Consider the following 24,396-nt stretch of genomic DNA (forward strand, 5'->3'; position numbering starts at 1 on the left):
TACGACTGGTTGGTTCGACGCGTTGGCCGGGGATGGAGTTCAGACTCTTTAGCCACGGATGGAACACGGGTAATTGAAAAGTAAATTGCATATCATATTTTTTGAATTTTATTTATTGTACATAATATTTTATGATTTTTGATTTCGTCTTCATTTGGGTCGATCTGCGTCATCTGCGGATCGTCTCCAGTCTCCCTCTTCGAGTCCCTGTTCCATGGGGCAAAAGTCACGTTTCTCCGCGACGACGGACCAGCCTACGGCTGAGGTAGATCTCGAGGCAGAGGCCGCCCAGGGCGAGGAAGATCAGGCCGCGCCAGAGCTCTCGGCGTCCGCCGCGTTCGGGGGTGAAGAGGCGGGTGGCCAGTTCGGTCGGGTTGGCGTCGAACGAGAACGGCCAAGCTTCGGAGAGTCGCGAGGCCTCGGCGGGCGAGAGGATGGTGGGGTCGGACTCGCGGTCGTCGCCGACGACCGAGGCGTACGCGAAGCCGCCCGGGGGATCGGGCAGGGCCACGCGATAGATGCCGGGCTCGTTGGTGTCGTCGATGCGGACGCTTGCCGCGCCCGATGCGTTGGTGACGGGGGCCTGCACGGTCGTCCCGCTCGGGAGCCGGAGCGGCAGGGCCTTGATCGAGGCGTCGGGGGGCGGGTTGAGGTCGATGACCAGGGGCTCGCCGGGCCCCACTCGTTTCGATTCGGAGCGTCCCGCGAGGTGGAAGGCCCACTCGTGGACGAGGGGGACGAAGTCGGGGTTCACGGGCAAGGTGCCGGCTTCGGCGTCGATCGGAGCGGCCAGGAGCATGACGCGGCCCCGGCCTTGAGGACGCTCGACCACCCAGGGGTCCCCCGAGTCGAGCCGGGCGATGACCGACGCGCCCGGCTCGGGGGCGAGCCGTCGGTAAGTGAAGAGGTCGGCCCCGGCCAACGACGGTGATTCTCCTCCGGCGAACGGGGCCATGGCCGGGCCGACGAAGCTCCGAGGCGCGGGGTGGGCCAGGCCCTCGCGGCCGTCCGGGTTTCCTTTCCGCGGGCCGAGTCGGGCCGGCATCCCCTCTTGGAGGTTGAAGGCCTCGACGTCGGTGCGGTCGCCGGGGGCGATGAGGAGGCCGCCCCCCGAATCCAGAAACCGGGCGATCGCAAGGGATTGTTCGGGCGAGAGCCGGGCGACGTTCGCCAGCACGGCGACATCCTGGCCCTTCAACGACTCGGCATCGAACTTCTCGGGGGCGACGGTCGTCGCGACCACCCCGGCTGCCTCCTCGCCGGTCGGCGCGAGGGCGGCGCGAAGGAAGTCGACTTCGCCGCTCAGGGGCTCCAGTCCCGGCTCGCCGTCGACGAGGAGCACATGGAGGGCGTCGACGACTTCGACGGGGGCGGCCGACTCGTCGTCGCCCGGCAGGGAATCTTCGCCCCCGACGAGCCTGACGGCGAGCAGGTGGGCGCCCGGCGTCGGGAGCGTCGTGCGGAAGGAAAGCGGGGCCTTGCCACCGGCCGGGATCGGACCGACGTCCTGCGACGCGCCCGGGGTGGGGACCCCATCTACGAGCAACTCGGCCTTGCGGGTCAACGGGCCGGGGCCGGCGTTCGTGAGTGTGGTCGTCACCTCGACCGGCATCCCCGGTGTGAGGATCGTCCGGGATGTGACCAGCGACCCGAGCGATCCGTTCGGGCCGTCGGGCGGGGCCTTGCCGCCGAAGTCGACGGACCAGACCCGAGGCGGGATGGGCATCCTCCGGTGGAGCTCCCGGACGAGATCCCAGAGCCTCGCTTCGCTCGGTCGCCAGGCGACGCGTTGGCCGTCGGACAGGATGATGACGTCGCGCCCGGGGTTCCGGGTCCGTTCGAGGATCCGGAAGGCCTCGGCCAGGGCCGTCGGCAGGTCGCTCGACCCGTGCGAGGCCTTCACGCCCGCGAGCGCGGCGTCGACCTTCGCTCGGTCGAAGCTCGGTGGGTCGACCAGCCCCCGGACGCGATTGCCGGCGATCAGGACCGCGACCGAGTCGCCCGGGTGCAGTTGCCCGACCAACCGGCGGGCCCATTGCGACGCGGCCATCCGAGGTGAGGTCCCGCTCGACTTGCGGTCCATGCTGGCCGAGCCGTCGAGGATGAGCACCACGTCCCGAGGGGTCTCGGCATCCCCGAATCCTCCCCCCGCCGTCGCGCCCGCGCTCGACCGCGACCAGAACGGTCGCGCGAGGGCCAGCGCCACGACGCCGAGCACGGCCATCCGGGAGACGAGCAGGAGGATCTCCGTCAGGCGGATCTTCCGGCGATCCTGCCGGCCGATCTCGAGGAACTGCATCGCACCCCACTCGACCACATCCTCGCGGCTGCGGTTCCGCAGGTGGATGGCCAGCGGCACCGCCGCGCCGAGCAGGCCGAGGAGCATGACGCCGTTGAGCAGGCCGAGCCCCAAGGGGTCAACCCCCTCGCCGCGACCGGGATCGCGACGACAAGTAGTCGAGCAACGTCGCGTCGACGGCCTCGGCGGTCGACGCCCGATGATAGTCGGCGTCCATCGCCCGCACTCGCTCTTTCAACGTGGTGCAGAAGGCCTGGAATTTCTCCAGATACGCGGTTCGGAACGACGCGGGGTCGACGCGGAGGTCGTGGCCGGGCTGCTCGAGGCTGCGGAACCGCGCGGGGCGTCGGAAGGGGAATTCCTCCTCCTCAGGGGCGAGCGTGTGGAAGAAGAGGACTTCGTGGTGCCGGTGCCTCAGGTGCCTCAATGCCGAGGTCAGGGCGTCGAGGTCGTCGAAGCCGTCGGAGAGGATGACGACGAGCGCCCGACGCCGGATCCGCTCGGCCAGGGTGCTGAGGATCGCGCTCAAGGGGGTCTCACCCCCCGTCCGCGTCTCCTCGAGCACCTTCGCGAGCACCGAGAAATGCCCGGGTGCCGACCTCGCCGGGATCATCGCGCGGACCGTGCCGTCGAACGTGACGAGGCCCACGGCGTCGCGCTGGCCGATCATCAGGTACGCGAGCGATGCCGCGAGCCTCCTCGCGTGCTCGAACTTGGAGACGGTCCGCCCGGCGTAGCCCATGCTCCCCGAGGAATCGACGACGAGGTAGGCCTTGAGATTGGTCTCTTCTTCGTATTCCTTGACGTAGTACCGGTCGCTCTTGCCGAAGGCCCGCCAGTCGATGTGCCGGATCTCGTCGCCGGGCCCGTATTGCCGGTGTTCGGCGAACTCGACCGAGAACCCCTTGAAGGGGCTCTTGTGCAGCCCCGACATCACCCCCTCGACCACCAGCCTGGCGAGCAGCTCGAGGCGTCCGAAGCGAGAGAGGGCGGTCGGGTCGATCGCGTGCGGGTCGTGGGGGGTGGGTCCGGTGGGCATTGCGGCCGACATCCGAGGCAAAACCGTCCCGGCCTCCTTGCACCACTCGGCGCGAACGTGGTCCGGACGCTCGACCCTCGTTCTTCCCCTCATCGTAAGCCGGGCGGGGGCAATCCGCAACGGTCGCTCGCTGGCTTAAGGGCTCCACCGCTCCGTCGGTACTCGGCTCGAACGGTCGAGGAGAGGACCTGATACAATGGACCATGAAATGATCGAGACAACTCTCGTCGTGGTGTGCGGCCGGCCTGTGGCCGCGTCGAGCGACTCGGGGGCGATATCATGGCAACGACCCGGCGATCCTCGGCCGAACATGAGGTCGACTATCCCACCTCGGACGGCAAGCCCATGGCGGAGACTGATATCCATCGCAGGGGCCTGATGGATCTGATCGAGACGCTGGAAGATCGCTTCGCCGACGATCCGATGGTTTACGTCTCGGGCAACCTGCTCCTTTACTACGAGGAAGGGAACAAGCGTCGATATGTTTCGCCCGACGTGTTCGTCGCGCGTGGCGTCCCCAAACTCCCGCCTAGGGAGCGATATCTTCTCTGGGAAGAGGGCAAAGGGCCCGACTTGGTCATCGAGGTCACATCCCGATCGACCCGCCTGGAGGACCAGAATCGGAAGCGGACCCTTTACGGCGAGATTCTCAAGGTCACCGAATACTTCCTGTTCGACCCCACACAGGACTATCTGAAACCAGCGATGCAAGGCTTTCGGCTCATGGGCGGGGAGTACGAGCCTATCGAACCCGTCGACGGGCGACTCCAGAGCGTAGTCCTGGGTCTCCATTTGGAGCGAGCCGGCCTCGAATTAAGGCTCCATGACCCCGCCAGCGGGCGATGGCTTCCGACCCCTCGCGAACGTGCCGAGCAGGCCGAGGCCGAGGCCGCGAGACTTCGTTTGGAACTCGAGGCCTTGCGTCGCCGCATATCCGGGGGAAATTGAACGGTCCGACGCTCTCGTGTCCCCACCGACGGAGGGATGAGTCGGTCGATGACCTTGTCGGTGCCGATCCCTTTGTCTTCAGCGTGAGAAGTCGCGATCACCCGGGGGCGGAGGACGGGCCGGAGCGTACGGGGACCACGGAACCTGCGTTTGCAATGATGCCTTGTTGGGCTCGAGGCTCCCCTCGGCGCGTTCATCCGGCTGATTTCGCGTTCGAGGATTTGCAACGAGGCCAATCCGGGCCTATGTCTCCTCTAGCAGAGGCACGATCGATTGTGGCAAGACCCCGGGAACGTGGAACGACCTGATCCGAATCGGGGGCCGGAGGGCGCTTTCGAAGGTGGAGATTTCGCCGATCGTGTCGAACGCCACTACGCCAAGCATGGTCGATCTCGACGTGCATCACGATCCCGAGGATGACGGGTATCGTAAAAGTGAATATTAGAACCTTGTAATTAATGCGTGATGTTGTGTCGGGTTTGTACGGACTTACGCCTGGCCAAGTAGAGGAGCTCCTCGCGGAAGACCTCGACCCGCCCCTCAGCCTACGTGCCAAGGATCTTTTCCGCTATCTGCTCATGACCGCCCCGCCCGCCACCTTCGAGGCCTGCTTCAACGGCGGGATCCTAAGCCTCCGCAACGACGCCATCGTCGAGACGGGCATCGAGCAGGTCTGCCGGGACGAGATGACGGGAGGAGGCTGAAGTCGGTCGGGTTCGAGTCTTCGCATTACCACTGCGACGGCCAGGCTGGCCTCGAGTTGTGTGACGACATCAGCAGCCTTGCCGCGGATGTGGGCCGGTTCGCCCTCGCGGCCCGAGGCGATTCGTCAGTGAACATCCCCGCCATAGGTCGCTCGATGTGACGTTCCGTCGTCGGCCGCGAAACACGCGTGAGAACGCAGCATGCTGGTCCGAATTTCGAAAAAACGGATTGCTGCTGCCAGGAAGGGTGCGTCCGCCGTCGTGGTGGCGATCTGCCTCGTGCCCCTGATCGGGGTGATGGCGTTCGCCATCGAGGGTGGCCTCCTCATGGCCCAGAGGCGGCAGGTGCAGGCGGCCGCCGATTCCGCGGCCCACGCCGCCGCGTGCACGCTCTATATGAACACCTCCGTCGACAACGGCCTCGACCCGAGGGGGAAAGCCAAGGCGGCCGCGCTTGCCCTCGCCTCGGCCAACGGGTACGCGAACGACGGGACTATCTCCGTCGTGACCCTCCACGTCCCGCCGACCTCGGGCACCTTCTCCGGGAAGAGCGGGTACGCCGAGGCTTACGTGACCTTCAACCAGGACAAAGCCTTCAGCGCGATCTGGGGCTCCGGAACGCTCGCCGTCCGCGCACGCGCCGTGGCGAGGGGTACCACGGCACAGCCGGCTCCCTATTCGACGGCCTCGATCCTCCTCCTCGACCCTTCCGCGTCCGGCAGTCTCTCCGTGGCCGGCAGCGCCAAGGTCGTGGCGGACTCGGGCATCCAGGTGAATTCCAGCAACGCGAGCGCCGTCTCCGCGACGAACGCCGGGACGATCAACGCCAAGTCGTTGAGCCTCGTCGGCAATTACACCACGAGCAGCGGCGGTTCCATCCAAGGCACGGTCTCCAAGGGGGCGGCGTCCGTCACGAACCCGATGGCGAACGTCGCCGCGCCCGACCCTTCGACCCTCCCCACCCAGAGCTTCACCACCACCGACGGCTCCGCGACGCTGAACCCCGGAGTCTACAACGGCGGACTCACCTTCGGCGGCGGGATGAACCTCACGCTGAACCCCGGGATCTATTACATGAAGGGGGGCAGTTTCAACGTCGCCAACGGCGTCACGCTCAACGGCGGCGGGGTCATGATCTACGTCGACAATGGCGGCGGGCAGTTCAGCATCCAGGGCGGCGGCGTCATCAACATGAGCGCACCGACGACCGGGACCTACGCGGGCATCGTCATGTTCCAGGATCCGAACTCGAGCAAGACCATCTCGATCGCCAACGGCTCGACCACGACCATCACCGGGACCGTCTACGCGGCCGGCGCCACCGTGCCGATCGCCGGCGGGGCCCAGAACGGCCAGTACGGCTCGCAGTTCATCGCCAAGAATCTGAACATCTCCAACAACACTAACATTAAAGTCGCCACCGACTCGACCCCCATCGCCCGCCGTTCCGGCCCCGCCTCGATCGCGATCGTCGAGTGAGCGTATGTCCCGAAGCCCGTCGTCTTCGGAAAACCCGGCTTGGCTCAAGCCGCGAAATCGGTGGCAGAATGGAGGTTGCGGGTGCCAACAGTTGGTCCTTGTCGCCCGACAGGAACGTCGTACTCGCTGCGTACCGCCCCTGGAAGACGTGCTCAGCAAAGCGAAGACGCCGCTTCCAGGCGTTGGCATAGGCGGAGAGGACTCTTTGCATGCCTCTGACCAGGCTGGGCTCGGGTGTCTTGAGTACGACTCGGCGGATTCCTCGGCGGTGGCTGGCTACAGGACTCCGGATACCCCTGAGCTCAACTCCGCCGCCGAGAGTCTCATCGCGACCCGAGCCGCGGTGGGAGCGGCTTCAGCGTCGTGATGCTGAGCCCAGACTTCTTCCGAATGCCTTCGTTGAGACTGCGGGCCGAACGCGATATCCTCCGTTGTCCTCGACATCCTTGACCTCGGAGGGAGTCATGCGCCGGATTCGTTTCCGTATCGGACTCCGCACGGCCTTGATCCTGATCATGATCGCGGCCTTCTTGAGTTGGGTAGGCGTCCGGATTGTCCCGTGGGCATGGCAGATGTGGGCGAGGTCGGTGGAATATCGCGAGATGGCGGACTTCGTTCAGAGCCAACCACGAATGGACCTGCGAATCGCCGATGAGTCCGAAGGCAAGGCCCGTAAGATCCAGGAACGGGCTGGGCCCGAGGACAAAGTCCTCCAGGAGCAAGCGGGCCGCGAACGGCGATGGGCGGCCTATCATCGGAAGATGTCCGCGTACCACGCGGCGTTGGAACGGTGGTACAGGCGAGGGGCGGCCCGCCCCTGGGAGGCCCTTCCTCCGATGCCGGAGGCCCCGGTGCCGGTGCCGGACCCTGCCAGCGTCGGTTCTCGCTAAGGCGAGCATCGACGGAGTGGGATGCCCATCGTCGTTCGTCCTCCCGACGCTGACCACGCGATCATCAACGGGCCATGCCCAGGACGGCCGATCGTTTTGTACGATGATTGGCGAACTCGTGTCCAATCAAGAGACCTGAGGCGCTTCGTCCTTCCCCTTCGCGGGGCATCGAGACGAGAGCCTGCCTAATTAATCTGCGAAAGACAGGATCCATGCCCTCATTACCGCAGAAATCGTTCCACCGGGAAGACGTTGACGGGGTCTGCACGATCCTCGTGACCCGTCATCTCCTCGAGCCCGAGATTGCGGACGAACTCTACGCGAAGGCGACCGAGGCCGTGGCGAGCGGCTTGCTCAAGGTCGTCATCAACCTCATCCACGTCGAGGTCATGAAGAGCGCGACGATCGCCATCCTGCTCACCTTGCAGAAGCGGGTGAAAGAGGGAGGCGGGACCCTGAAGATCTGCCGCCTCCGCTCCGAGCACCTCCGATTGCTGGAGATCGCCCACGCCGATTCGCTGTTCGACATCCACCCGACGCAGCACGAGGCCGTGGCCGCATTCCTGGGCGCCCCGGATCCCGGGCCGAAGAAGAAGGCCAAGGGTTGGCTCCCGACCTTCCGCTGGTAGGGCGCGGGATGGCCATGGCTCGATGACTGTTGCCGGGTTGCCGGGGGATGTCACCAAACCCGTAGGACGGGGAGTTAGCGAACCCGAATCGTTACGAGCCTGAGAGGGGTTCCGTACGGCGGGCGTACTGGACTTATATCGACAAGTGTGCCGATCGCCTCCAAGCGGATCCTGGATCACCCAGGCCCGCACGGAGGCTCGACCTTGGCCACGGGTATTCGGGGTCAGACCTCTGGTTTCTCATTTCCTTCGATGGCGCCGTGACGTTCGGTGGCCTGTCCAGTCCGTCTTCCATCGTCGTGGCAAGCCGGCCATCGAAGCATCGTCAGCCGCCGTGGCAGGCGAGAAACGAGATGCAAGGGAAGTCCGGACCGACTGCTCAACCGAGGAGGCGGTCGACCTCCGGCAAGAGTTGGGCGAAATCGAGTTTCGTCGGACAAGCGGCTCGGGCTGCGGCGAGGTCGGCGCCGTGCCAGTCTCGCTCTTCAACGGTGAGCTTGGCATAGGCATCACGTGCATGGCGGCGGGCGCCGTGATGCTCGTGGTAGGTCAGGAACCGGGTCAGATCGCCCAGCCGTGCGTCCGTGCCGGCCGCTCGCTGGCATCGTCCGTCGCAGGCCGCGCACAGGATGGGACCGGCATCCAGGAGGGCGGCATGCAGTTCGTTGATTTCGGATGGTTTCATGGGTTCGAAACGCCGGGCGGCTTCGGTGTTCTGGGTCACCTCATCCGTGTTGGCCATGGCCACGCAGGCGGAAGCGATCCGCTCATCGGACCACATCGCCTGCAGGACCCCCTGATAAGCGTTCAGGCCCCGCTGCTTGAGCGTCGGGGCTTCGAATCGCACTCGATTTGACAGGTGGCCGGCCACCAGCTTCATGGCCACCAGGCCGATTTTCTTCTTGTAACAGGCGTCCAGCGCCCGGTTGAGTCGAGAGTCCTTCTCCAGCCAGGGGTTCATGGCGATCATGATCACGTCCATCAAGCCGCCCTCGGCGGCGACCTCGAGCTGCTCGGCCCGGCGCTGGTCATGGGTCGCGAAACCGACAAATCGCACCTTGCCGGTCTTCTTGATGGCGGCGATTGTCTCTTCCATCTCCTTGCTCTTGGGCCAATCCATCTCATTTTCGGTCAGCCCGTAGTCCACCGCTTTTCCGGACAACGCGTGGAAGTAGAGAAGATCGATGTAGTCGGTCCCGAGCGCCTCGAGCCGGTGATCGACTCGGCTGATCATGTCGCGGGGCCGCGCGACACCCTCCTTGGTGGCGAGAAAGATTTCTCGACGGACCTCCGGCATGGCCGCGAACCATTTCTTGAAAGCCTCTTCGGTCCCATAGCTTGCGGCCGTGTCGAAGAAGCGGACTCCACGGGTGTATTCGAAGCGCAGCAAGCGGTCGAGGGCCCCGGGGGCGCGTGCGGTCCCGCCATTGAGGATCGTTACCTCGACCCCTGTCTTGCCCAGCATGCGCTTGGGGAGCTCGAGCAACTTCGGCTGCGCCGCGTTGTTGTCCTGAGCCAGGGATGCCACCGGCGGCAGGGTTGTGGCTGCAACCGTCGCGGCGGCACTGGTCTGAATGAACGTTCGACGACGCATCGAGTTCGAATCAGAGTCGGCCATCGATTTGTCCCCCAGGAAGAGGCAAGACGGCAGTCATCGCAATCGGCATGAACGCTATCTTTGAGGCTAACGCGGAAAAAACGGTGTGTCCAGTAGGGGATCTTTTTCTCTCTGATGCTTATTGTTTATAGTCTTTAATATATAAAGACATGTATAATAAAATAGAATTTTTGGTTTCTTCCGGCGACGCTGCGACGTTCGATGGCCTGTCCAGTTCGTCCTCCATCGGGGTGACAACGGCGATTTCAAAGCCTCCGTCGTGGCATGGCATCGGCCGAAATCGGGCGTCGTCTACTTCGTCAACAGCGCCAACGGCCTTTCCATCGCGCTTGACATCGTCGCCGAGGTGGTAGGCGGAGCACAATCAGGGCTCGAATGGCTTGGTCTCAAGCCATTATACATCGGAAAAATTCGGGATTGCACAAGTAATTTTATGCGAGAGGTAAAGCGGCCGCGATCCGGTGTCCAGCCCTCACGCCTAGGAACCTGTCCCCATTGGCTGGAAATCGCCTTGTTTTCAAGGCTCGAAGCCGCCTACGGGGATCGGCTCTTAAGCGGCACAACGGAGCTTTGAGATTTCCGGATCAGTGTGTAATTACTTCCTGTCGAGCAGTTTCCTCACCGACTTTGTGACCCGTTCCTTCAGCATCGGAGCGTACCCGATGTGGATGTCGGCAATCCTCCCCTCCTGGTCCAAGATGACGAGATGAGGGATGCCTCCTACCTTATATCCTTCCGAGAGCCCGGCAGCCCGCACCGTCGGATAGGTAATGCGCATCTGCTCGACCACCAAGCGGGCGTCTTCCTCCTTTTCGTCGAGGCTCATCCCCAGGAGTTGCACCGGCCGGCCCTCGAATTCTTCCCGTAGGGCCTTCAACTGCGGCATGGCCCGGATGCACCAGCCGCAGCCCCTGCTCCAGAAGTCGAGGATGACTACATTCCCGCGAAGATCCTTCGTGGAATGTGACTTGCCGTCGATATCCTTCGCTTCCCATTCTGGACCCGGCTTCCCGATCATCTGGGCGAATTCGTCAGTGCGCGACGATCCGGACGATTGCCGGTACCGGGCGAGCAAAGAATCAACCCTCTGGCGGAAGAGCGGTACGGTGAGCCTGTCCCTAAGCTCAGCGAGGATCGCACCAGCCTCCGCATGCTTCGATGGGTCGACGGCGGAGCGGTCCTCGAGATCCCAGTAGGCGGCAAGAGCATCGAAAAACACGTCGGACTCCCGTCCGAGTTGTTCGACATCCGCCTTCTCGACCGTCTTCAGTTCCAGGGTTTCGGTCTCGCTGCCAGTGGTGATGTACTCGCGCGTTTTCCTTGCCTCCAATCGCTGGACCATGCCTTTGTCGAAGGAGTAGTCCACCGTCGTCGTGGTCAGACTGACGCGACCGATCGGGCTCTCGATGGTATCCCGGAAGCTCAAGTCCGACGTGGTTGGGCTGATAGGCGTGTAATGGTGCTTCGAGGCGTCCCACTCGACGCGGCCTTCCCATCCCTTCTCCGAGGACGTGGCTGGCATTTCAGGGAAGAGCCGGAGCGGGTCGAAGTGATAGCCGATGGAGCGGTTAGGGATGATCTTCCCGTCCGGTCCGATGTCGAGGTATCCCAGGGACGTCTCGGCGGGACCGGCCGTTCTGACTCCTTTGGGACCTAACCTCGTCGCTGCCTTGCTCGATCGGAGGAGGAGACGCCAGCTGCCATCCGGATTGTCGCGGACGACCCACACTGCCCACTCTTCTGTCTCATCGGAATTGAACTCGTATTTTTCAGCCTTGTAGCGAGACTCCGCCTTGCCTGCGTAGGTGATCTTCTGGCCGACCTCGAATTGATAGCGGGGCAACTCTTGCCCGAGACTGAGCGCAGCAAGGGCTATGATGCTTTGGATCATGGCAGCTCCTCCCGAAGGTTGGTTGAAGTCGACTCCGTATTCTAAAGAGCTTGGGTCGTTATACTGATCGAAGTTTGTTGATTTCTCGCGAGGGGCCTCATGACCGAGAAGCTTAAACGAAATGGCCACTCTGCTACGCTGAGAGGATGTGAAAAAAATCCTCTACACATTGTATATTGAAAAGGAGCGGTTCAAGGAGAAGGCGATGAGACCACGAAAGCACCCCAAGCAAGCCCCTGTGGAGAGTCCTCCCCCCGTCGGAGAGTCTTGCCGTTCGGCGAAGGGCCCCACTTCCGCGATGGGCCCGCCCGTGTCCGAAGCCGCGCGTCCTCCCCGCGCCGAGTCCGACCGCACCGCGCAACCGCGCCTGTCGGTCCCCGATCGCCGGCAACTCCTCTCATCCATGACGATCGATCAAATCCTTGAGCCCGAGCAGCCTGCCCGCGCCGTTTGGGCCTACGTCCAGGGGCTGGATCTCACACCGTTGTTCGATCGCATCCGGGCCCGAGGCCGAGTCGCCGGACGACCGGCCATCGATCCTCGCCTGCTCGTCTCCTTGTGGTTATATGCCACCCTCGCCGGCTATACCAGCGCTCGCGAACTCGCCGATTTGTGCCTCCATGACGATCCCTTCTTCTGGCTCGCCGGCGGAGTGTCCGTCAACTACCACACCCTCGCCGATTTCCGTACCGATCATCCCGAATTCGTCGAGCCGTTGCTCAAACAATCCGTCGAGGTTTTCCGTCAGCACGGCCTGATCGATCTCGACCGCATCGCTCAGGACGGCATGCGTGTCCGCGCCAGTGCCGGAGCGGCCTCGTTTCGCCGACGCGAGACCCTGGAGCGACTCTTGCGGGAGGCCCGATCCGAACTCCAAGGCCTGCGCCGGAAACTGGCGGAAAATGTCGCCGATCCCGCAATTCCCAAGGAGGCGGCGTCGGATCGGATGCCCGCGGGCGAGCCGGACTCGTCGCGGCAGGAGGCCGCCACGTTGCGACATGCTGAGGATCGCGTGGAGCGAGTGGAGCAGGCCCTGGAGCGGATCCCGGAGATGGAAGCGAAGATCAAGCCGGGCGAGACGAAGGAGGCACGGGTCTCGACCACGGACCCCCGAGCCACGGTGATGAAGATGGCCGATGGCGGGTTTCGCCCGGCGTACAACGTCGAGTAAGGCACGACCTGCGATGGCCAGGTGGTCGTGGGCTTGGATGTGGTGACGGTGGGCAGCGATCAAGGGCAGATGCCCCCGATGTTGGACCAGATCGAGGCCCGCTTCGGGCGTCGGCCGAAAGAGGTGTTGGTCGATGGCGGCTTCGTGAACCTGGAAGACATCGAGGAAGTGCAAGCTGGCGGGAGATGCAAGGTCTATGCGCCGGTACCCAAGCCGAAGAAAGAGACGGTCGATCGGCATGAGCCGAAAGCCACAGACAGTGAGGAAGTGGCGGAGTGGCGAGAACGGATGGGGACAGAAGCGGCCAAGGAGATCTACAAGGAGAGGGCCGCGACGGCGGAGTGCGTGAACGCACAGGCGCGCAATCACGGTCTGCAGCAGTTCGTAGTCCGAGGCCTTGAAAGAGTGAAGTCCGTTGCGACGTGGTTCGCCATCACCCAGAACATGGCACGTAGTTTCGCTCTCCAACCGCGACTCGCGGTCATTGATAGTTCCTGACATCGGGCATCAGACTGTCCCCGATTTTTTCACAGCCTCTGAGGTCAAGTCGTCGCTGAGTCGGTTTCGAAGGCCGTAGGATGGCACATTACGTCGCACGTGGCCTTCCCAGTATCCGACACTTCTCGCTGATCTCCGCCAGACACTCACCGCGCGAGGATTTCATCACAAGCGAGGAGTGTCGACGTTGCCATTCCTCTCGAAGACCATCGATCCGCATCCCCTTCCCGGGGATGGCGGATCGGGCCAGATCTCCGACGAGAACTTACTTCTTGACCTGGACCTGGAAGCCGGCGTCGTTGAGCGCCTTGACCAGGGCCTCCGCGTCGAAATCGCCCGTGACCTCGAAGTCGGCCTTCTTGGGTTGGACGGTGTTGCCCGACACGCCGGGCACCGACTTGACGGCCTTCTGGATGGCGTTGCCGCACGACCTGCAGCAATTGTGCGAATTGGTCAGGCTGATGGACTTCACGTTGCCGGAAGGCAGGTCGCTCACGGGCTTGATCGTCAGGCCTTTCGCGTCGATCGTGCCGAAATAGCCCGCCGTGGTCAGCGCGTCGAGGGCCTTCTGGGCGGTCTCCTCGCCGCTCGCCGTGATCGTCACCGTACCGGCCTCCTGATCGCAAGCCGCGGACGCTCCATCGACCCCCTTCAATGCCGTCGCCACGCCCTTTACGCATGCGCCGCAGCAGAGGTGGACGCCCTTCACCTCGACCTTGGTCTCGGCCGGCGCCGCGGCGCCGAGGGCCACCACCGCCGACACTCCAGCCAATAAGCCGAACCATTTCGAACGCATGAAGCCTCTCCAGGAAGGGATAATTGGGGCCGAAATGGCCCTTTGTTAAACATCGCCGGGTATGAGAGTATCGGATGGTGCATAGGCGTAGAAGGGAGATCTCCCGAATTTCGAAGGGAATCGTTCATTCTGGGCCCGACACGTCATGGCGCATTGAAGACTGGGAGTGGTTCGTGCGATGAGAGTGTTTCAGAAATAAACAGTGGATTTAATATGACGGTGGAAAAATAGCATTTAAAATTATGGACTTGTGATGCTTCGTAGTTCCTCGCTTGGTTTTTCCCACTTTCGACTGAAGGCGAGATATCGTCGGCCTGATGTTGTAGGATGGCCACCCTCCGAAGTGCGATCGATACTCCCCCAAGGTTCTCCGAGGCCGAATCTATCATGAGACGTGTGGTTTTTGTGGCGATCCTGTCGGCGTTGGCTCAGACCCGCGGGGCCCGGGCGGGCGAGGCAGGAGTTCAGGCGGGGGCCGCGGCGGTCAATTTGGTCGCCACGGACTCGCTCGTGATCGGCGGCGGGATCGAGCCGGCCAAGGCGACCGGGCAGGAAGGAGAGCTTCGCGCCTCGGCGGTCGTGGTCCGAGACCCCAAGGGGGCTCGGGTGGCGCTCATCGAGTGCGATGTCCTGGTGCTCAACCGCGACATCCTCGACGCGGCGGCCCGGCGCATCGAGAAGTCGACCGGCATCCCCTTCGAAAACATCCTGATCAATGCCACGCACACGCATCACGGGCCGTCGACCGTGAACGTGCACGGATACTCGCGTGAAGAAGAGTATACGAAACAGGTTGGGGACAAGGCCGTCGAGGCGGCCGTCGCGGCCAACGCTCGGCTTACGCCGGTGACGATGCGTTTTCGGCTCGGCGAGGAGTCCTCGGTCGGGCAGAACAGCCGGCTCCTCCTCAAGAACGGGATGATCAACTGGATCGGGATTGTCTCGGATGCGGTCCGGCCGACCGGCCCGTTCGATCCGGATCTTCCGGTCTGGGCGTTCCAGAAGCCCGACGGCTCTTATGAAGCGATCCTCTACAACCACTCGACCCATACCATCGGCTCAATCAAGCCGGGGGTCCGCTCCCCCTCGTTCTATGGGCTGGCCGCCCAGGAGTTGGAGAAGGAAAAGGGCGGCACTGTCCTATTCTTCGAGGGTGCCTCCGGGTCGACTCACAACATGGGGCTGGCGGTTCCGGAAATGATCCTCCGGATGAAGCAGGCGATCCTCGAGGCCCTGGCCAAGTCGAGGGAGCATCCGGTTTCTCGGGTCAAGGGGATCCGGAGCGAGTTCCCCGTGAAGGTTCGCCACTTCGACGAGGCGAAGGACGCCAAGGCGGTCACCGACTACCTGCACTATCGATTCAAGGATGATCCGCGGGCGGAGAAGACCGTCACCGACGTCTTCGCCGCGAGGCGGAAGGAACTGGCGAGTCATCAGGGCGAGACGCGCCAGACCTGGATCCAGGCGATCCAGATCGGAGACACGGCGGTGGTCGGGGTCCCGGCCGAATTCTTTACCGTCCTCGGCCAGGAGATCAAGCGACGGTCGCCGTACCGGTACACGTACGTCTTCGAGTTGGCGAACGATTTCATCGGCTATGTGGGGGACCGGAAGGCCTATGACCTCGGCGGCTACCAGGTCTGGACCGGACTCCACAGCTTCGTGGAGCCGGGGACCGGAGAAAAGATCGTCGACGAGGCCGTCAGGCTGCTCGATGTCTTGCACGCCGAGGCCAAGTGAGGTTCGAGGGCTTCGGGAAATCCTTTGTGACGAGTCTTTGTGGTGAGGTTCGGCCCGCCTCCATCGGTCGTCGCCCCCCCCTCAATGGCCGCCGACGAGCCGGGCCCCGGCGCGTTCGGAGGGGGCGGGGACGTCGTTGATGAGCTGGTCGATGACCTTGTCGGGGCCGATGCCTTCGGCCTCGGCGTGGAAGGTCGTGACGATCCGGTGGCGGAGGACGGGCTTGGCGACGTGGCGGATGTCGGCGACCCCGGCGTGGTAGCGTCCCTGGAGGACGGCGCGGGCCTTGGCGGCGAGGATCAGGGACTGGCCGGCTCGGGGGCCCGCCCCCCACGAGACGCACTTGCGGACGACCGCCGAGGCCTCGGTGCCGTCCGGGCGGGTGGCGCGGACGAGGTCGCGGGCGTAAATGAAGACATGTTCGGGGACCGGGACGCGCCGGACAAGATGCTGGAGTGCCACGATCCGCTCGGCCGATAGGGTGATCGCCGGCTCGGGGTGTTCGTCGCCGGTCGTCCGACGGAGGATCTCGAGCTCCTCGTCGGCGGTCGGGTAGGGGACCATGACGTTGAGCATGAACCGGTCGAGTTGCGCCTCGGGCAAGGGGTAGGTCCCTTCCTGCTCGATCGGGTTCTGCGTCGCCAGGACGAAGAAGGGGACGGGCAGGGGGTAGGTCGAGCCGCCGGCGGTGACGTGCCGCTCCTGCATCGCCTCGAGCAAGGCAGCCTGCGTCTTGGGCGGGGTCCGGTTGATCTCGTCGGCGAGGATGATGTTGGCGAAGATCGGCCCGGCGATGAACGCGAACCGACGCCGGCCGGTCTCGGGGTCGTCCTGGAGGATGTCGGTCCCGGTGATGTCCGAGGGCATCATGTCGGGGGTGAACTGGATCCGCCGGAACGAGAGGCTCAGGATCCTCGCGACCGTGCTGACGAGCAGGGTCTTGGCCAACCCCGGCACGCCGACGAGAAGCACGTGCCCGCGGGCGAACAGCCCGGTTAGGAGCTCGTCGACGACGCTGTCCTGCCCGATGATGACCTTGCCGATCTCGGCCCGGAGGCGGCGGTAATCCTCGGCCAGGGCGGCGACGGCCGCGACCTCGTCCAGAGGCGGCTCATCGTGGGGGGAGGGCGCGGGCGTCGTCATCGCGTCGGATCCTTGGCGGGAGTCGAGCCGTGGGCGTGTCGATCGGCGCGGACGGGCCTCATTCGGCCTCGCCTTTGGAAACGCGCCGCGAAGGCCGGGATGTTGGACTTATCGGGTGTCGTCCTCGAAAAGAGTGGCCACGGGGAGTCGGAAGCCCGGCAGGATCGCTCCTCCGTCGATCTCGTCACCAGGCCTGAGGACCTTGGGGGTGGTCGGCGAGTCGTACAGGTAAACGAGGGAGAGTCGCGGGTAGATGACCCAGACGCCTCGCACGCCCGCTTGGAAATACTCCAAGCCTTTGGCCATGACCTCATTCGCCGAGTTGGTAGGGCTGACGATTTCGACCGCAAGGTCGGGGACAATATCCCAGGCGGCCTCATCCGGAACCTGTCGGCCTCGGGGCCAGCGCTCGTAGGAAAGGTACGCGAGGTCTGGTCTGCGTTGGAGATTCGTGGGGACATCGATCCGAAAGAGCATCTCGACCATGACCCTTCCCAATCCGTGAGCTTTCGCGTAGGGGCTCAAGGATCGGCAGAGTAACGAAGCAATCCAGGTCGAATACGCTCCCATCGGCGGCTTCTCCACGACCTGTCCGTCGACCACTTCGTATAGGGCTTCCCCTCCACGTGGCTCAAGGGTCGTCGCGTCGAGTGGCGGATCAGTCGCGGTCGCCATGGCGCCCTCCGGCTTCAAGACTCGGGACGTGGCATGCGCTCATTGTACCGCCGACGACGTTGGCCGGGAATTCGAAGGGGCGGCGTCGAGGGGGCGGGTGACCTCGAATCGGTCGAGCTCCTTTCCGTCGCCGGAGACCTGGCGGACGGTCAGGCGGGAGGCGTCGAGGTCGACGACGGTGAGCGAATGGATGTTGGAGACGAACCGGGCGGTGAAGTCTTCCCAGGACGAGGCGTCGTCATTTTGGTCCCGGTTGTAGAGCCGCGCGCCTCCGGCGCCGGTGACGAGGTAGATCACGCCGTCGGGGCGGGTCTGGGCCTTGCCGTCGAAGCTCTTGTCGAGTCTCCAGCGGCCCTTCACGTGGCCCGAGGGCTCGACCGCCGCGCGGCCGTCGGCACCGGCCTCGGGCACGAAACGCAAAGGGTAGGACCGTTGGTAATTGTGAATATGTCCACAAAATACGATGTCGACGTGGTACTGCTCGAATAGCGTCGCCAGGACTCGCGTCCGCTGCTCGTCGGAGTGGGTCTTCGAGGAGTGGAAGGGGGGCTGGTGGAAGGCGACGAATCGCCAGGGGGTCTTCTGGGCTTCGGCGAGGTCGCGCTCGAGCCATGAGCGGAGCGCGGGCTCGGACCAGTTGGCGTAGGGGTTGGTGTCGAGCACGGTCCAGTGGGCGTCGCCGCAGTCGAACGAGTAGTTCGCCATCCGAGGGTAGGCCGGTCCGGCCCGCTCGAGGAAGGTCTGCCGGTTCGGGGCGGACCCGCGCAATGTCGGCGAACTCGGCGACCCCGGCTCGACGAGCGGGCCGTTCATGGGCAAGGACCAGACCAGGTAGTAGGCGAGTGCGTCGGGGAACTGGTCGAGGTCGCGCTCGAGCAGGTCGTGATTGCCCGGCGCGACGAGGAACGGGGTCGACCGCAGGAGCGGGGCGCCCGTGCTCGGCGAGGCGACGTCGTTGTTGTAGATCGGGAAGAACTTGTCGAGGTAGTCCGACATCAAGCCTTTGTAATAGGCGATGTCGCCGGTGACCATCACGTAGTCGGGGCGGGCGAGCGAGGCTTGATAGGCGACCTCACGCTGCTCCCAGGAGTCGGCGCCGCCGTCCCCGAAGGCGACGAACCGATGGGACTGGCCGGGGCCTTTGGGGGCACGGGACTTGGCCTCGAAGGCCGGCTGGCCCCCGCGTCGGAGGCGGTAGGAGAACTCCTCACCCGGGGATAGGCCCGAGAGCGTCGCCCGGTAGAGACGTCGCGGCCCTGCGTTCGGCCCGCCGTCATAAGGTCGCCCCACCGGGGCCCCCGCTTTCGTCCAGGGGGCGGTCGCCGACGCCTTGACTTCGACCGACCACCCGGCGTCGCGGTCTTCCGTCTGCCAGAGCAGAGTGACGACGCCCGAAGGTCGCGATTCCTCGCCCCACTGCACGTACGGCAGGACCAGGAACGTCCCCGGCAAGGCCGGACGTCGACTCGCGAACTGAAGCCTGATCGCGACCCCGATCGCCAACAACCCCAGGATCACGGCATACGCGACGAGCCGACGCTTTCGGCGCTCATTCATCAAGCCCATCCCCAAGGTCCGGTGCGGAAGGCGATCCTCCGGGGCGGGCCCGAGGCCCATCCTCCTAATCTTGAAACTGTCCTAACAAACCGAGGTCGGCTTCGGCAATGCACTTTCGGTTACGATTGGGTACGAATCCAGAATTGAAAATTCGATTCTGCCAACGGAATCGCCGGATTTTTGGCTCGATCCGCCAAAGGCTCTTGGTCGCGATATCCTGCCCAACCCGCCCTTGGTCGCTAATCGAATTGGTGCGTCGATGGTCCGATTCTTGCACTTTCTCTCCCGTATCGGTCGGGCCCGGCTCCTCCAGACTTTCGGAGGATTGTGCCGGGGTGATGGGCGGGCCCTCGGGAATCGCGAGTCTTGAACGAAGTGGTGGAGAGATGGGAACGATGAAAAACGCAACGCCGATCGGACGGAACCTCGGCCTGGCATACCTCGCCGTCGCGGGCGCCTTGGTTTTGGGGTGGGCGGAGACGAGCCGGGCCCAGATCCCCGGGCTTCCTACGATCCCTGGGATCCCGAAGGCGGCCGCCCCGGCTCCCAAGGAGAAGGACAACAAACCGACCGCGGCCCCGACCCCGGATAACCCGGGCGCGACGGTCGCGACCTCGGAAGGCCCGATCGCCGTGGACAAGCCGGTGGACGACGAGGCGGTGCGAGGGACCCTGGTCCAGCTCCTCTCGAAGTACCCGGGCGTGTACCACGTCGACGCATTCGTCAGCAACGGCGTGGTGACGCTCGAGGGGCACCTCGACGACGACGAGACTCGCGACGCGGTGACCGAGTTCACCCGGAAGGTCCAGGGGGTCCGCCTCGTCCTGAATCGAATGAAGACCGACGCCCAGGTGATGACGGGCTCGCAGCTTGCGGGGAAGGTCCTGACGGATCTCGGGAGGGCGGTCTCGCAGAAGTGGCTGCTGGTCGTGATCGCCCTGGTGATGATGTTTGGCTCGATCGGCGCGGCGAGGGTTTTCGGGGCCCGCTCCGAGACGCTCCTGGCGCCTTTTGTCTCCAACGTACTGCTCCGCTCGGTGCTCGGCTCCCTCTTGAGCTCGCTCCTGATCATCGGCGGCCTCATGCTCGGCCTCTCGGTGCTGAACCTGACGCAGGCGGTGCTCTCGATCCTCGGGCTGGCGAGCATCGTCGGCCTGGCGGTCGGATTCGCGTTCCGCGACATCGCCGAGAACTTCATCGCGTCGATCCTGCTTGGAGTCCGCCGACCGTTCCGGATCGGCGACTACGTGCAGGTCGCCGGGCAGGCCGGCGTCGTGCTGTCGCTGAACACGAGGGCGACCGTGCTCGTGACGCTCGAGGGGAACCAGGTCCGGATCCCGAACGCGGTCATCTATAAAGAGATCCTCGTCAACTCGTCGGCGTCCACGAGCTCGAGGGCCAGCTTCGACGTCGTGGTCCCCTACGAGGTCTCGACGGCCACGGCGCTCGAGGCGATGACCGACGCCTTGCGGTCGCTCGAAGGCATCTTGCCCGAGCCCCCGGCGCGGGCCCTGGTCGATTCCTTGGAAATCCAGGGTGTCCGGCTCCGGGCCTACTATTGGGTCCCCGTGCAGGGAGTCGACGGCATGAAGCTCCAGAGCGACGCCAAGCTGAAGGTCAAGGTCGCGCTCCAACAGGCGAGGATCGCCCCGCCGCCGACGAGCGTGATGGTCTCGGTGGTCGGCCACATTCCCGTCGATGTCTTCGAGGCCGACAACCGAAACCGGGTCGACTCGGTCGTCCGACCGTCTTCGATGGTGACCCCCGAGCAGGCCAAGGCGAACCTCCGGCAGGACACCCGCGCCGCCGACGTGGCCTCCGCCGCCCCGACGGACGGGCATGACACGCCGGTGGAGCACGTCCTGAGCCAGGCCATGGGTAACGTCAGCGACGAGGGCACCAACCTCCTCGCGACGCCCAACGGCGAGGCCGTGGCGCGTTGAGCATACGGGGGAGGATTCACCACAAAGGCCACAAAGAATATTGAAAATTTGATTTCAATTAAATTTTTTTCTTTGTGTTCTTTGTGCCTTTGTGGTGAATCCTCCCCCCATAGATTTGGCCTGTTCGTCCTCGGAGCGTTGGTACAAGATATTAAGGAATATCGCGCGGCCAATGGGCCTACTGGGGTGTGCGGATTCCATTATGAGCTCGATCTTCCGAAGACTGGTGGAAATGGGCGAGAAGCCCCAACGTGTGGTCGTCGGGATGATCTCGGGGACGAGCGCCGACTCGATCGCCGTCGCCGTCTGCCGGATGAAGGGGGGAGGGACCCCGTCGTCGGGGTGTCCCGGGGGCGAGGTCGAGCTCCTGCACTATGACGAGCATCCGCACGACTCGGCCGTTCGCCTGCAAGTCCTGGGTGCGGGGGAGCTGAAGACGCGGACGATCGCCGAGCTCAACGTGCGGGTGGGCGAAGTGTTCGCCGAGGCGTGTCTCGCGGCGATCTCGGCGGCGGGGCTCTCGACCGAGGGCGTCGACCTGGTCGGCTCGCACGGCCAGACGGTCTATCACCACAGTTCGATCCCCGGCGCCCCTCGCGCGACGCTCCAGCTCGGCGACGGCGACCAGATTGCCGAGCGGACGGGCATGACGGTCGTCTCCGACTTCCGCACCCGCGACATCGCCGCGGGGGGGGAGGGGGCCCCGCTGACGGCATTCTCCGACCTGATCCTGTTCGCCCGGAGGGGCGACGTTCCGCAGTCTCGTCGGGTGGTCCTGAACCTCGGCGGGATCGCCAATGTCACGGTCCTCTCCGACGATCCGGCGCGGGTCTTCGGGTTCGACACCGGCCCGGCCAACGCCCTCCTCGACCGGCTCGCGATCCGGATCTCTCGAGGTTCGCTCGCGTGCGACCTCGACGGCCACCTCGCGCGGAGCGGCACGATCCAACGTGAGTTGCTCGAAAACCTCCTGGCGAACGACCCCTTCCTCGCGCGACGCCCCCCCAAGTCGACCGGCTTCGAGATGTACGGCGACGCTTTCCTCACGGTGGCTGCCGAGGCCCACGGTGGTGAGGACGCCGACCTGATGGCGACGCTCGTCGAATTCACCGCCCGATCGATCGCCAGGGCCCTCGCCGACTTCCTCCCCGACGGCCCGGCCGACGAGCTGATCGTGGCGGGGGGCGGCGTGCGGAACCCGGCCCTCCTCGAGCGGATCCGCGCGGCGATGGACCCCGTCCCCGTCCGGCTCTCCGACGACGTCGGCGTCCCCTCGATGGCCCGCGAGGCGATGGGCTTCGCCGTGCTCGCCAACGAGGCACTCCTGGGTCACACGACCTCACTCCCCGCCGTCACGGGGGCGACAAGGCCCGCGGTCCTGGGAAAGTGGTCGCTCGCGTGATGGCAGCTTTGGGATGAATATGCCGCAATGCTATCAGGAATGAGGGTCCCTTGCGGCCGGGCCGTTCATCGTTGATTCACGAGATTTTCATGTTGTCGCCCGATCGTCGCGAAAATCGGCGGTGGCGGCCCGAACCGCCTCGATTTCCTCGGGTTGTGGTGATATCTTCTGACGGACTTCTCCGACCTGGACCTCGGGACGAACCCGGGCGTTGAGCGTGCCCGGGCCGCAGTGTCGCGACGTCCCGAGCGACGCGGGGGCTGGGAAAACGGGCGTGAGCGTGGCGCACGCCCGAAGGGCCCTCTCCGGGATGGCCTGTCCCCCCCTCCCGATGGGCGATCTCGAACGGCAAGGGCGACGACCCGATCGTCGTCCGGTCTTTCCATCCGAAGGGGATCTCTTTGGAACCGATACGGGTTCGTTTCCCGGGCTCCGGGGCCTTCCACGGCGAGTTGAAGCGCCGAGCCGCCGCGTATTTCGAGAATGTGAAGATTTCGCCGCGCGACGCCGCGTGGATGTACGCCAAGTCGGCGGTGATCTTGACCTGGACGGCGGGGTCGTACCTGCTGCTGATGTTCGTGGCCGACGCCTGGTGGCAGGCCTTGCCCCTGGCGGCCTGCCTGGCCCTGGGGATGGCGGGGATCGGTTTCAGCGTCCAGCACGACGCCAACCACGGCGGATATTCGCAGAACAAGTGGGTGAACCGGCTCTTCAGCGTCTCGCTCGACCTGATCGGCGGGAGTTCGTTCATCTGGTACTGGAAGCACAATATTATTCACCACACGTATACGAACATCTCGGGCGTAGACGTGGACGTGGAGCTCGAGCCGTTCCTCAGGCTCGCGCCGGACAAACCCTTGCGCTGGTATCATCGCTACCAGCACGTTTATATTTGGTTCCTCTACGGCCTGTTGCCGGTCAACTGGCAGTTCTGGGCCGACTATCGCGACCTGGCGAACGGCCACATCAGCGGGCTCCCCTTCCCGAAGCCCAGCCGTTGGGCGTTGGCCGGGACCCTGGCCGGAAAGGTCTTCTTTTATGCGTGGTCGATGGTGCTGCCGTTGCTCCTGCACCCGGCCTGGGCGGTCTTCGGGGTTTATGTGTTCACGACGTTCACACTCGGGGTGGTGCTGACCACCGTCTTCCAACTCGCGCACTGCGTCGACGAGGCCGAGATCGTGACGGTCGAGCGGCCCGAGGCCGCGTTGACGGTGGGCTGGGCCGAGCATCAGGTCCGGACCACGGCCAACTTCGCGCCGAGGAACCCGTTCCTGACGTGGTATCTCGGCGGCTTGAACTACCAGATCGAGCACCACCTCTTCCCGAAGGTCTGCCACGTCCACTACCCGGCGCTCTCGCCGATCGTCGAGGAGACCTGCCGGGAGTTCGGCATCCCCTATCAGACCCACCCGACCGTCGCCCGCGCGGTAGTCTCCCACGTCCGTTGGCTCCGCCGGCTCGGCCGCCCGGAACCGGCCCTGGTCTCCTGACTACGTAGCCGACGACGACGTCGGCTGTTTCCTTGATTCATTCGGATTCGGGAGCCCCGCCACCAGGCTGGGTTCCCGAACGTCGAGTGGTTGGGGTCGAAGATGTCCCGGAGCCTCTCCTTATCGCCGTCCCTCACCTCGATGCCTCTGCAGGCGTAGCCCTTCTCTTAACAGTCGTTCACATTATCGATTTGATTTGCTTCCCGTAGCAATGCCGAGACGAAGGCGCAAGGTCGACGCGCGGGGTTCGCTTCGGCGAAACCGCCTGGAGCGGCTCGCGGTCGACTTGCACGGCCCGCATTCGGGTCCGAATCTCGAGGCCGACACCGATTGAGAAATGCTCGAACCTCGGCCGGGACACGGTCCTATGCCGATGTCGGGGGCTTTTCGCTATGGTCGCGGAGGACGCCGAAAAAAGCGGTTCCATCCTTGCGATGAAAGTTGGGACATCCGACACCGTAATGACGCTACTGTGAGGAGTGGG

At 64.4% G+C, this 24,396-nt stretch carries 17 protein-coding genes and 1 pseudogene; 10 read left to right on the top strand and 8 right to left on the bottom strand.

Annotated features, from left to right (window positions below; translation table 11 throughout):
* Positions 1-226: 226 nt before the first annotated feature.
* Together ACYOEI_RS34900 and ACYOEI_RS34905 are read right to left on the bottom strand one after the other, a co-directional pair.
* Positions 227-2,413, bottom strand: a complete 2,187-nt coding sequence (locus ACYOEI_RS34900) for a VWA domain-containing protein (RefSeq protein ID WP_462854869.1) — start codon at positions 2,411-2,413, stop codon at positions 227-229.
* Between the two features lie 4 nt (positions 2,414-2,417).
* On the bottom strand, positions 2,418-3,338 hold the full coding sequence (locus ACYOEI_RS34905; protein ID WP_462854870.1) for a DUF58 domain-containing protein: 921 nt from the start codon (positions 3,336-3,338) through the stop codon (positions 2,418-2,420).
* Between the two features lie 279 nt (positions 3,339-3,617).
* On the opposite strand from ACYOEI_RS34905, the gene ACYOEI_RS34910 reads away from it, so the two are divergent.
* From ACYOEI_RS34910 to ACYOEI_RS34930, 5 genes are all read left to right on the top strand, one after another.
* A complete protein-coding gene (locus ACYOEI_RS34910; RefSeq protein ID WP_462854871.1) occupies positions 3,618-4,286 on the top strand; it encodes a Uma2 family endonuclease in 669 nt (222 codons plus the stop codon).
* 458 nt (positions 4,287-4,744) lie between these two features.
* Positions 4,745-4,990: a hypothetical protein gene (locus ACYOEI_RS34915; protein WP_462854872.1), complete on the top strand. Its 246-nt coding sequence runs from the start codon at positions 4,745-4,747 to the stop codon at positions 4,988-4,990.
* A gap of 201 nt (positions 4,991-5,191) precedes the next feature.
* Positions 5,192-6,469, top strand: coding sequence for a TadE/TadG family type IV pilus assembly protein (locus ACYOEI_RS34920; RefSeq protein ID WP_462854874.1), 1,278 nt, complete (start codon positions 5,192-5,194; stop codon positions 6,467-6,469).
* 464 nt (positions 6,470-6,933) lie between these two features.
* Positions 6,934-7,359 carry a hypothetical protein gene (locus tag ACYOEI_RS34925; RefSeq protein WP_462854875.1) on the top strand — a complete coding sequence of 142 codons (426 nt, stop codon included), beginning with the start codon at positions 6,934-6,936 and terminating at the stop codon, positions 7,357-7,359.
* 212 nt (positions 7,360-7,571) lie between these two features.
* Positions 7,572-7,988 (top strand): STAS domain-containing protein, encoded by a 417-nt coding sequence (locus ACYOEI_RS34930; protein WP_462854876.1) that lies wholly within the window; start codon positions 7,572-7,574, stop codon positions 7,986-7,988.
* A gap of 379 nt (positions 7,989-8,367) precedes the next feature.
* Here the strand turns inward: ACYOEI_RS34930 and ACYOEI_RS34935 are convergent, their stop codons facing one another.
* Positions 8,368-9,606: an aldo/keto reductase gene (locus ACYOEI_RS34935; protein ID WP_462854877.1), complete on the bottom strand. Its 1,239-nt coding sequence runs from the start codon at positions 9,604-9,606 to the stop codon at positions 8,368-8,370.
* Between the two features lie 595 nt (positions 9,607-10,201).
* A complete protein-coding gene (locus tag ACYOEI_RS34940) occupies positions 10,202-11,497 on the bottom strand; it encodes a TlpA family protein disulfide reductase (RefSeq protein WP_462854878.1) in 1,296 nt (431 codons plus the stop codon).
* 298 nt (positions 11,498-11,795) lie between these two features.
* Between ACYOEI_RS34940 and ACYOEI_RS34945 the strand changes: the two are divergent.
* Positions 11,796-13,166, top strand: a pseudogene (locus tag ACYOEI_RS34945) (transposase).
* A 265-nt stretch (positions 13,167-13,431) separates the two neighbouring features.
* On the opposite strand, the gene ACYOEI_RS34950 reads toward ACYOEI_RS34945, so the two are convergent.
* Positions 13,432-13,962 carry a cation transporter gene (locus ACYOEI_RS34950; RefSeq protein ID WP_462854879.1) on the bottom strand — a complete coding sequence of 177 codons (531 nt, stop codon included), beginning with the start codon at positions 13,960-13,962 and terminating at the stop codon, positions 13,432-13,434.
* Between the two features lie 387 nt (positions 13,963-14,349).
* Here ACYOEI_RS34950 and ACYOEI_RS34955 point away from each other — a divergent pair, with 387 nt between their 5' ends.
* Entirely contained in the window at positions 14,350-15,702 is a 1,353-nt protein-coding gene (locus ACYOEI_RS34955) for a hypothetical protein (RefSeq protein WP_462854880.1), read from the top strand.
* A gap of 81 nt (positions 15,703-15,783) precedes the next feature.
* Here ACYOEI_RS34955 and ACYOEI_RS34960 read toward each other — a convergent pair whose 3' ends face one another.
* The 3 genes from ACYOEI_RS34960 to ACYOEI_RS34970 all read right to left on the bottom strand — a co-directional run bounded on the left by ACYOEI_RS34960 (position 15,784) and on the right by ACYOEI_RS34970 (position 19,077).
* Positions 15,784-16,845: an AAA family ATPase gene (locus tag ACYOEI_RS34960; RefSeq protein ID WP_462854881.1), complete on the bottom strand. Its 1,062-nt coding sequence runs from the start codon at positions 16,843-16,845 to the stop codon at positions 15,784-15,786.
* A gap of 108 nt (positions 16,846-16,953) precedes the next feature.
* Positions 16,954-17,520, bottom strand: coding sequence for a Uma2 family endonuclease (locus tag ACYOEI_RS34965; RefSeq protein ID WP_462854883.1), 567 nt, complete (start codon positions 17,518-17,520; stop codon positions 16,954-16,956).
* Between the two features lie 39 nt (positions 17,521-17,559).
* A complete protein-coding gene (locus ACYOEI_RS34970) occupies positions 17,560-19,077 on the bottom strand; it encodes a metallophosphoesterase (protein ID WP_462854884.1) in 1,518 nt (505 codons plus the stop codon).
* A 395-nt stretch (positions 19,078-19,472) separates the two neighbouring features.
* Here ACYOEI_RS34970 and ACYOEI_RS34975 point away from each other — a divergent pair, with 395 nt between their 5' ends.
* From ACYOEI_RS34975 to ACYOEI_RS34985, 3 genes are all read left to right on the top strand, one after another.
* Positions 19,473-21,020 (top strand): mechanosensitive ion channel domain-containing protein, encoded by a 1,548-nt coding sequence (locus ACYOEI_RS34975; RefSeq protein ID WP_462854885.1) that lies wholly within the window; start codon positions 19,473-19,475, stop codon positions 21,018-21,020.
* A 202-nt stretch (positions 21,021-21,222) separates the two neighbouring features.
* The gene (locus tag ACYOEI_RS34980; protein ID WP_462854886.1) at positions 21,223-22,422 is read left to right on the top strand and encodes an anhydro-N-acetylmuramic acid kinase; all 1,200 of its coding nucleotides are present in this window, start codon (positions 21,223-21,225) and stop codon (positions 22,420-22,422) included.
* Positions 22,423-22,823: 401 nt separating this feature from the next.
* Positions 22,824-23,912: a fatty acid desaturase family protein gene (locus ACYOEI_RS34985; RefSeq protein WP_462854887.1), complete on the top strand. Its 1,089-nt coding sequence runs from the start codon at positions 22,824-22,826 to the stop codon at positions 23,910-23,912.
* The last annotated feature ends 484 nt before the right edge of the window (positions 23,913-24,396 follow it).

This window comes from Singulisphaera rosea (assembly GCF_054877945.1).

What these genes read in the sequence shown, in the direction of transcription:
- ACYOEI_RS34950 (WP_462854879.1), bottom strand. Translation starts at nt 13,962, where the DNA reads ATGCGTTCGAAATGGTTCGGCTTATTGGCTGGAGTGTCGGCGGTGGTG.
- ACYOEI_RS34960 (WP_462854881.1), bottom strand. Translation starts at nt 16,845, where the DNA reads ATGACGACGCCCGCGCCCTCCCCCCACGATGAGCCGCCTCTGGACGAG.
- ACYOEI_RS34965 (WP_462854883.1), bottom strand. Translation starts at nt 17,520, where the DNA reads ATGGCGACCGCGACTGATCCGCCACTCGACGCGACGACCCTTGAGCCA.
- ACYOEI_RS34920 (WP_462854874.1), top strand. Translation starts at nt 5,192, where the DNA reads ATGCTGGTCCGAATTTCGAAAAAACGGATTGCTGCTGCCAGGAAGGGT.
- ACYOEI_RS34910 (WP_462854871.1), top strand. Translation starts at nt 3,618, where the DNA reads ATGGCAACGACCCGGCGATCCTCGGCCGAACATGAGGTCGACTATCCC.
- ACYOEI_RS34955 (WP_462854880.1), top strand. Translation starts at nt 14,350, where the DNA reads ATGAGACGTGTGGTTTTTGTGGCGATCCTGTCGGCGTTGGCTCAGACC.
- ACYOEI_RS34930 (WP_462854876.1), top strand. Translation starts at nt 7,572, where the DNA reads ATGCCCTCATTACCGCAGAAATCGTTCCACCGGGAAGACGTTGACGGG.
- ACYOEI_RS34980 (WP_462854886.1), top strand. Translation starts at nt 21,223, where the DNA reads ATGAGCTCGATCTTCCGAAGACTGGTGGAAATGGGCGAGAAGCCCCAA.
- ACYOEI_RS34970 (WP_462854884.1), bottom strand. Translation starts at nt 19,077, where the DNA reads ATGAATGAGCGCCGAAAGCGTCGGCTCGTCGCGTATGCCGTGATCCTG.
- ACYOEI_RS34915 (WP_462854872.1), top strand. Translation starts at nt 4,745, where the DNA reads ATGCGTGATGTTGTGTCGGGTTTGTACGGACTTACGCCTGGCCAAGTA.
- ACYOEI_RS34940 (WP_462854878.1), bottom strand. Translation starts at nt 11,497, where the DNA reads ATGATCCAAAGCATCATAGCCCTTGCTGCGCTCAGTCTCGGGCAAGAG.
- ACYOEI_RS34925 (WP_462854875.1), top strand. Translation starts at nt 6,934, where the DNA reads ATGCGCCGGATTCGTTTCCGTATCGGACTCCGCACGGCCTTGATCCTG.
- ACYOEI_RS34905 (WP_462854870.1), bottom strand. Translation starts at nt 3,338, where the DNA reads ATGCCCACCGGACCCACCCCCCACGACCCGCACGCGATCGACCCGACC.
- ACYOEI_RS34975 (WP_462854885.1), top strand. Translation starts at nt 19,473, where the DNA reads ATGAAAAACGCAACGCCGATCGGACGGAACCTCGGCCTGGCATACCTC.
- ACYOEI_RS34935 (WP_462854877.1), bottom strand. Translation starts at nt 9,606, where the DNA reads ATGGCCGACTCTGATTCGAACTCGATGCGTCGTCGAACGTTCATTCAG.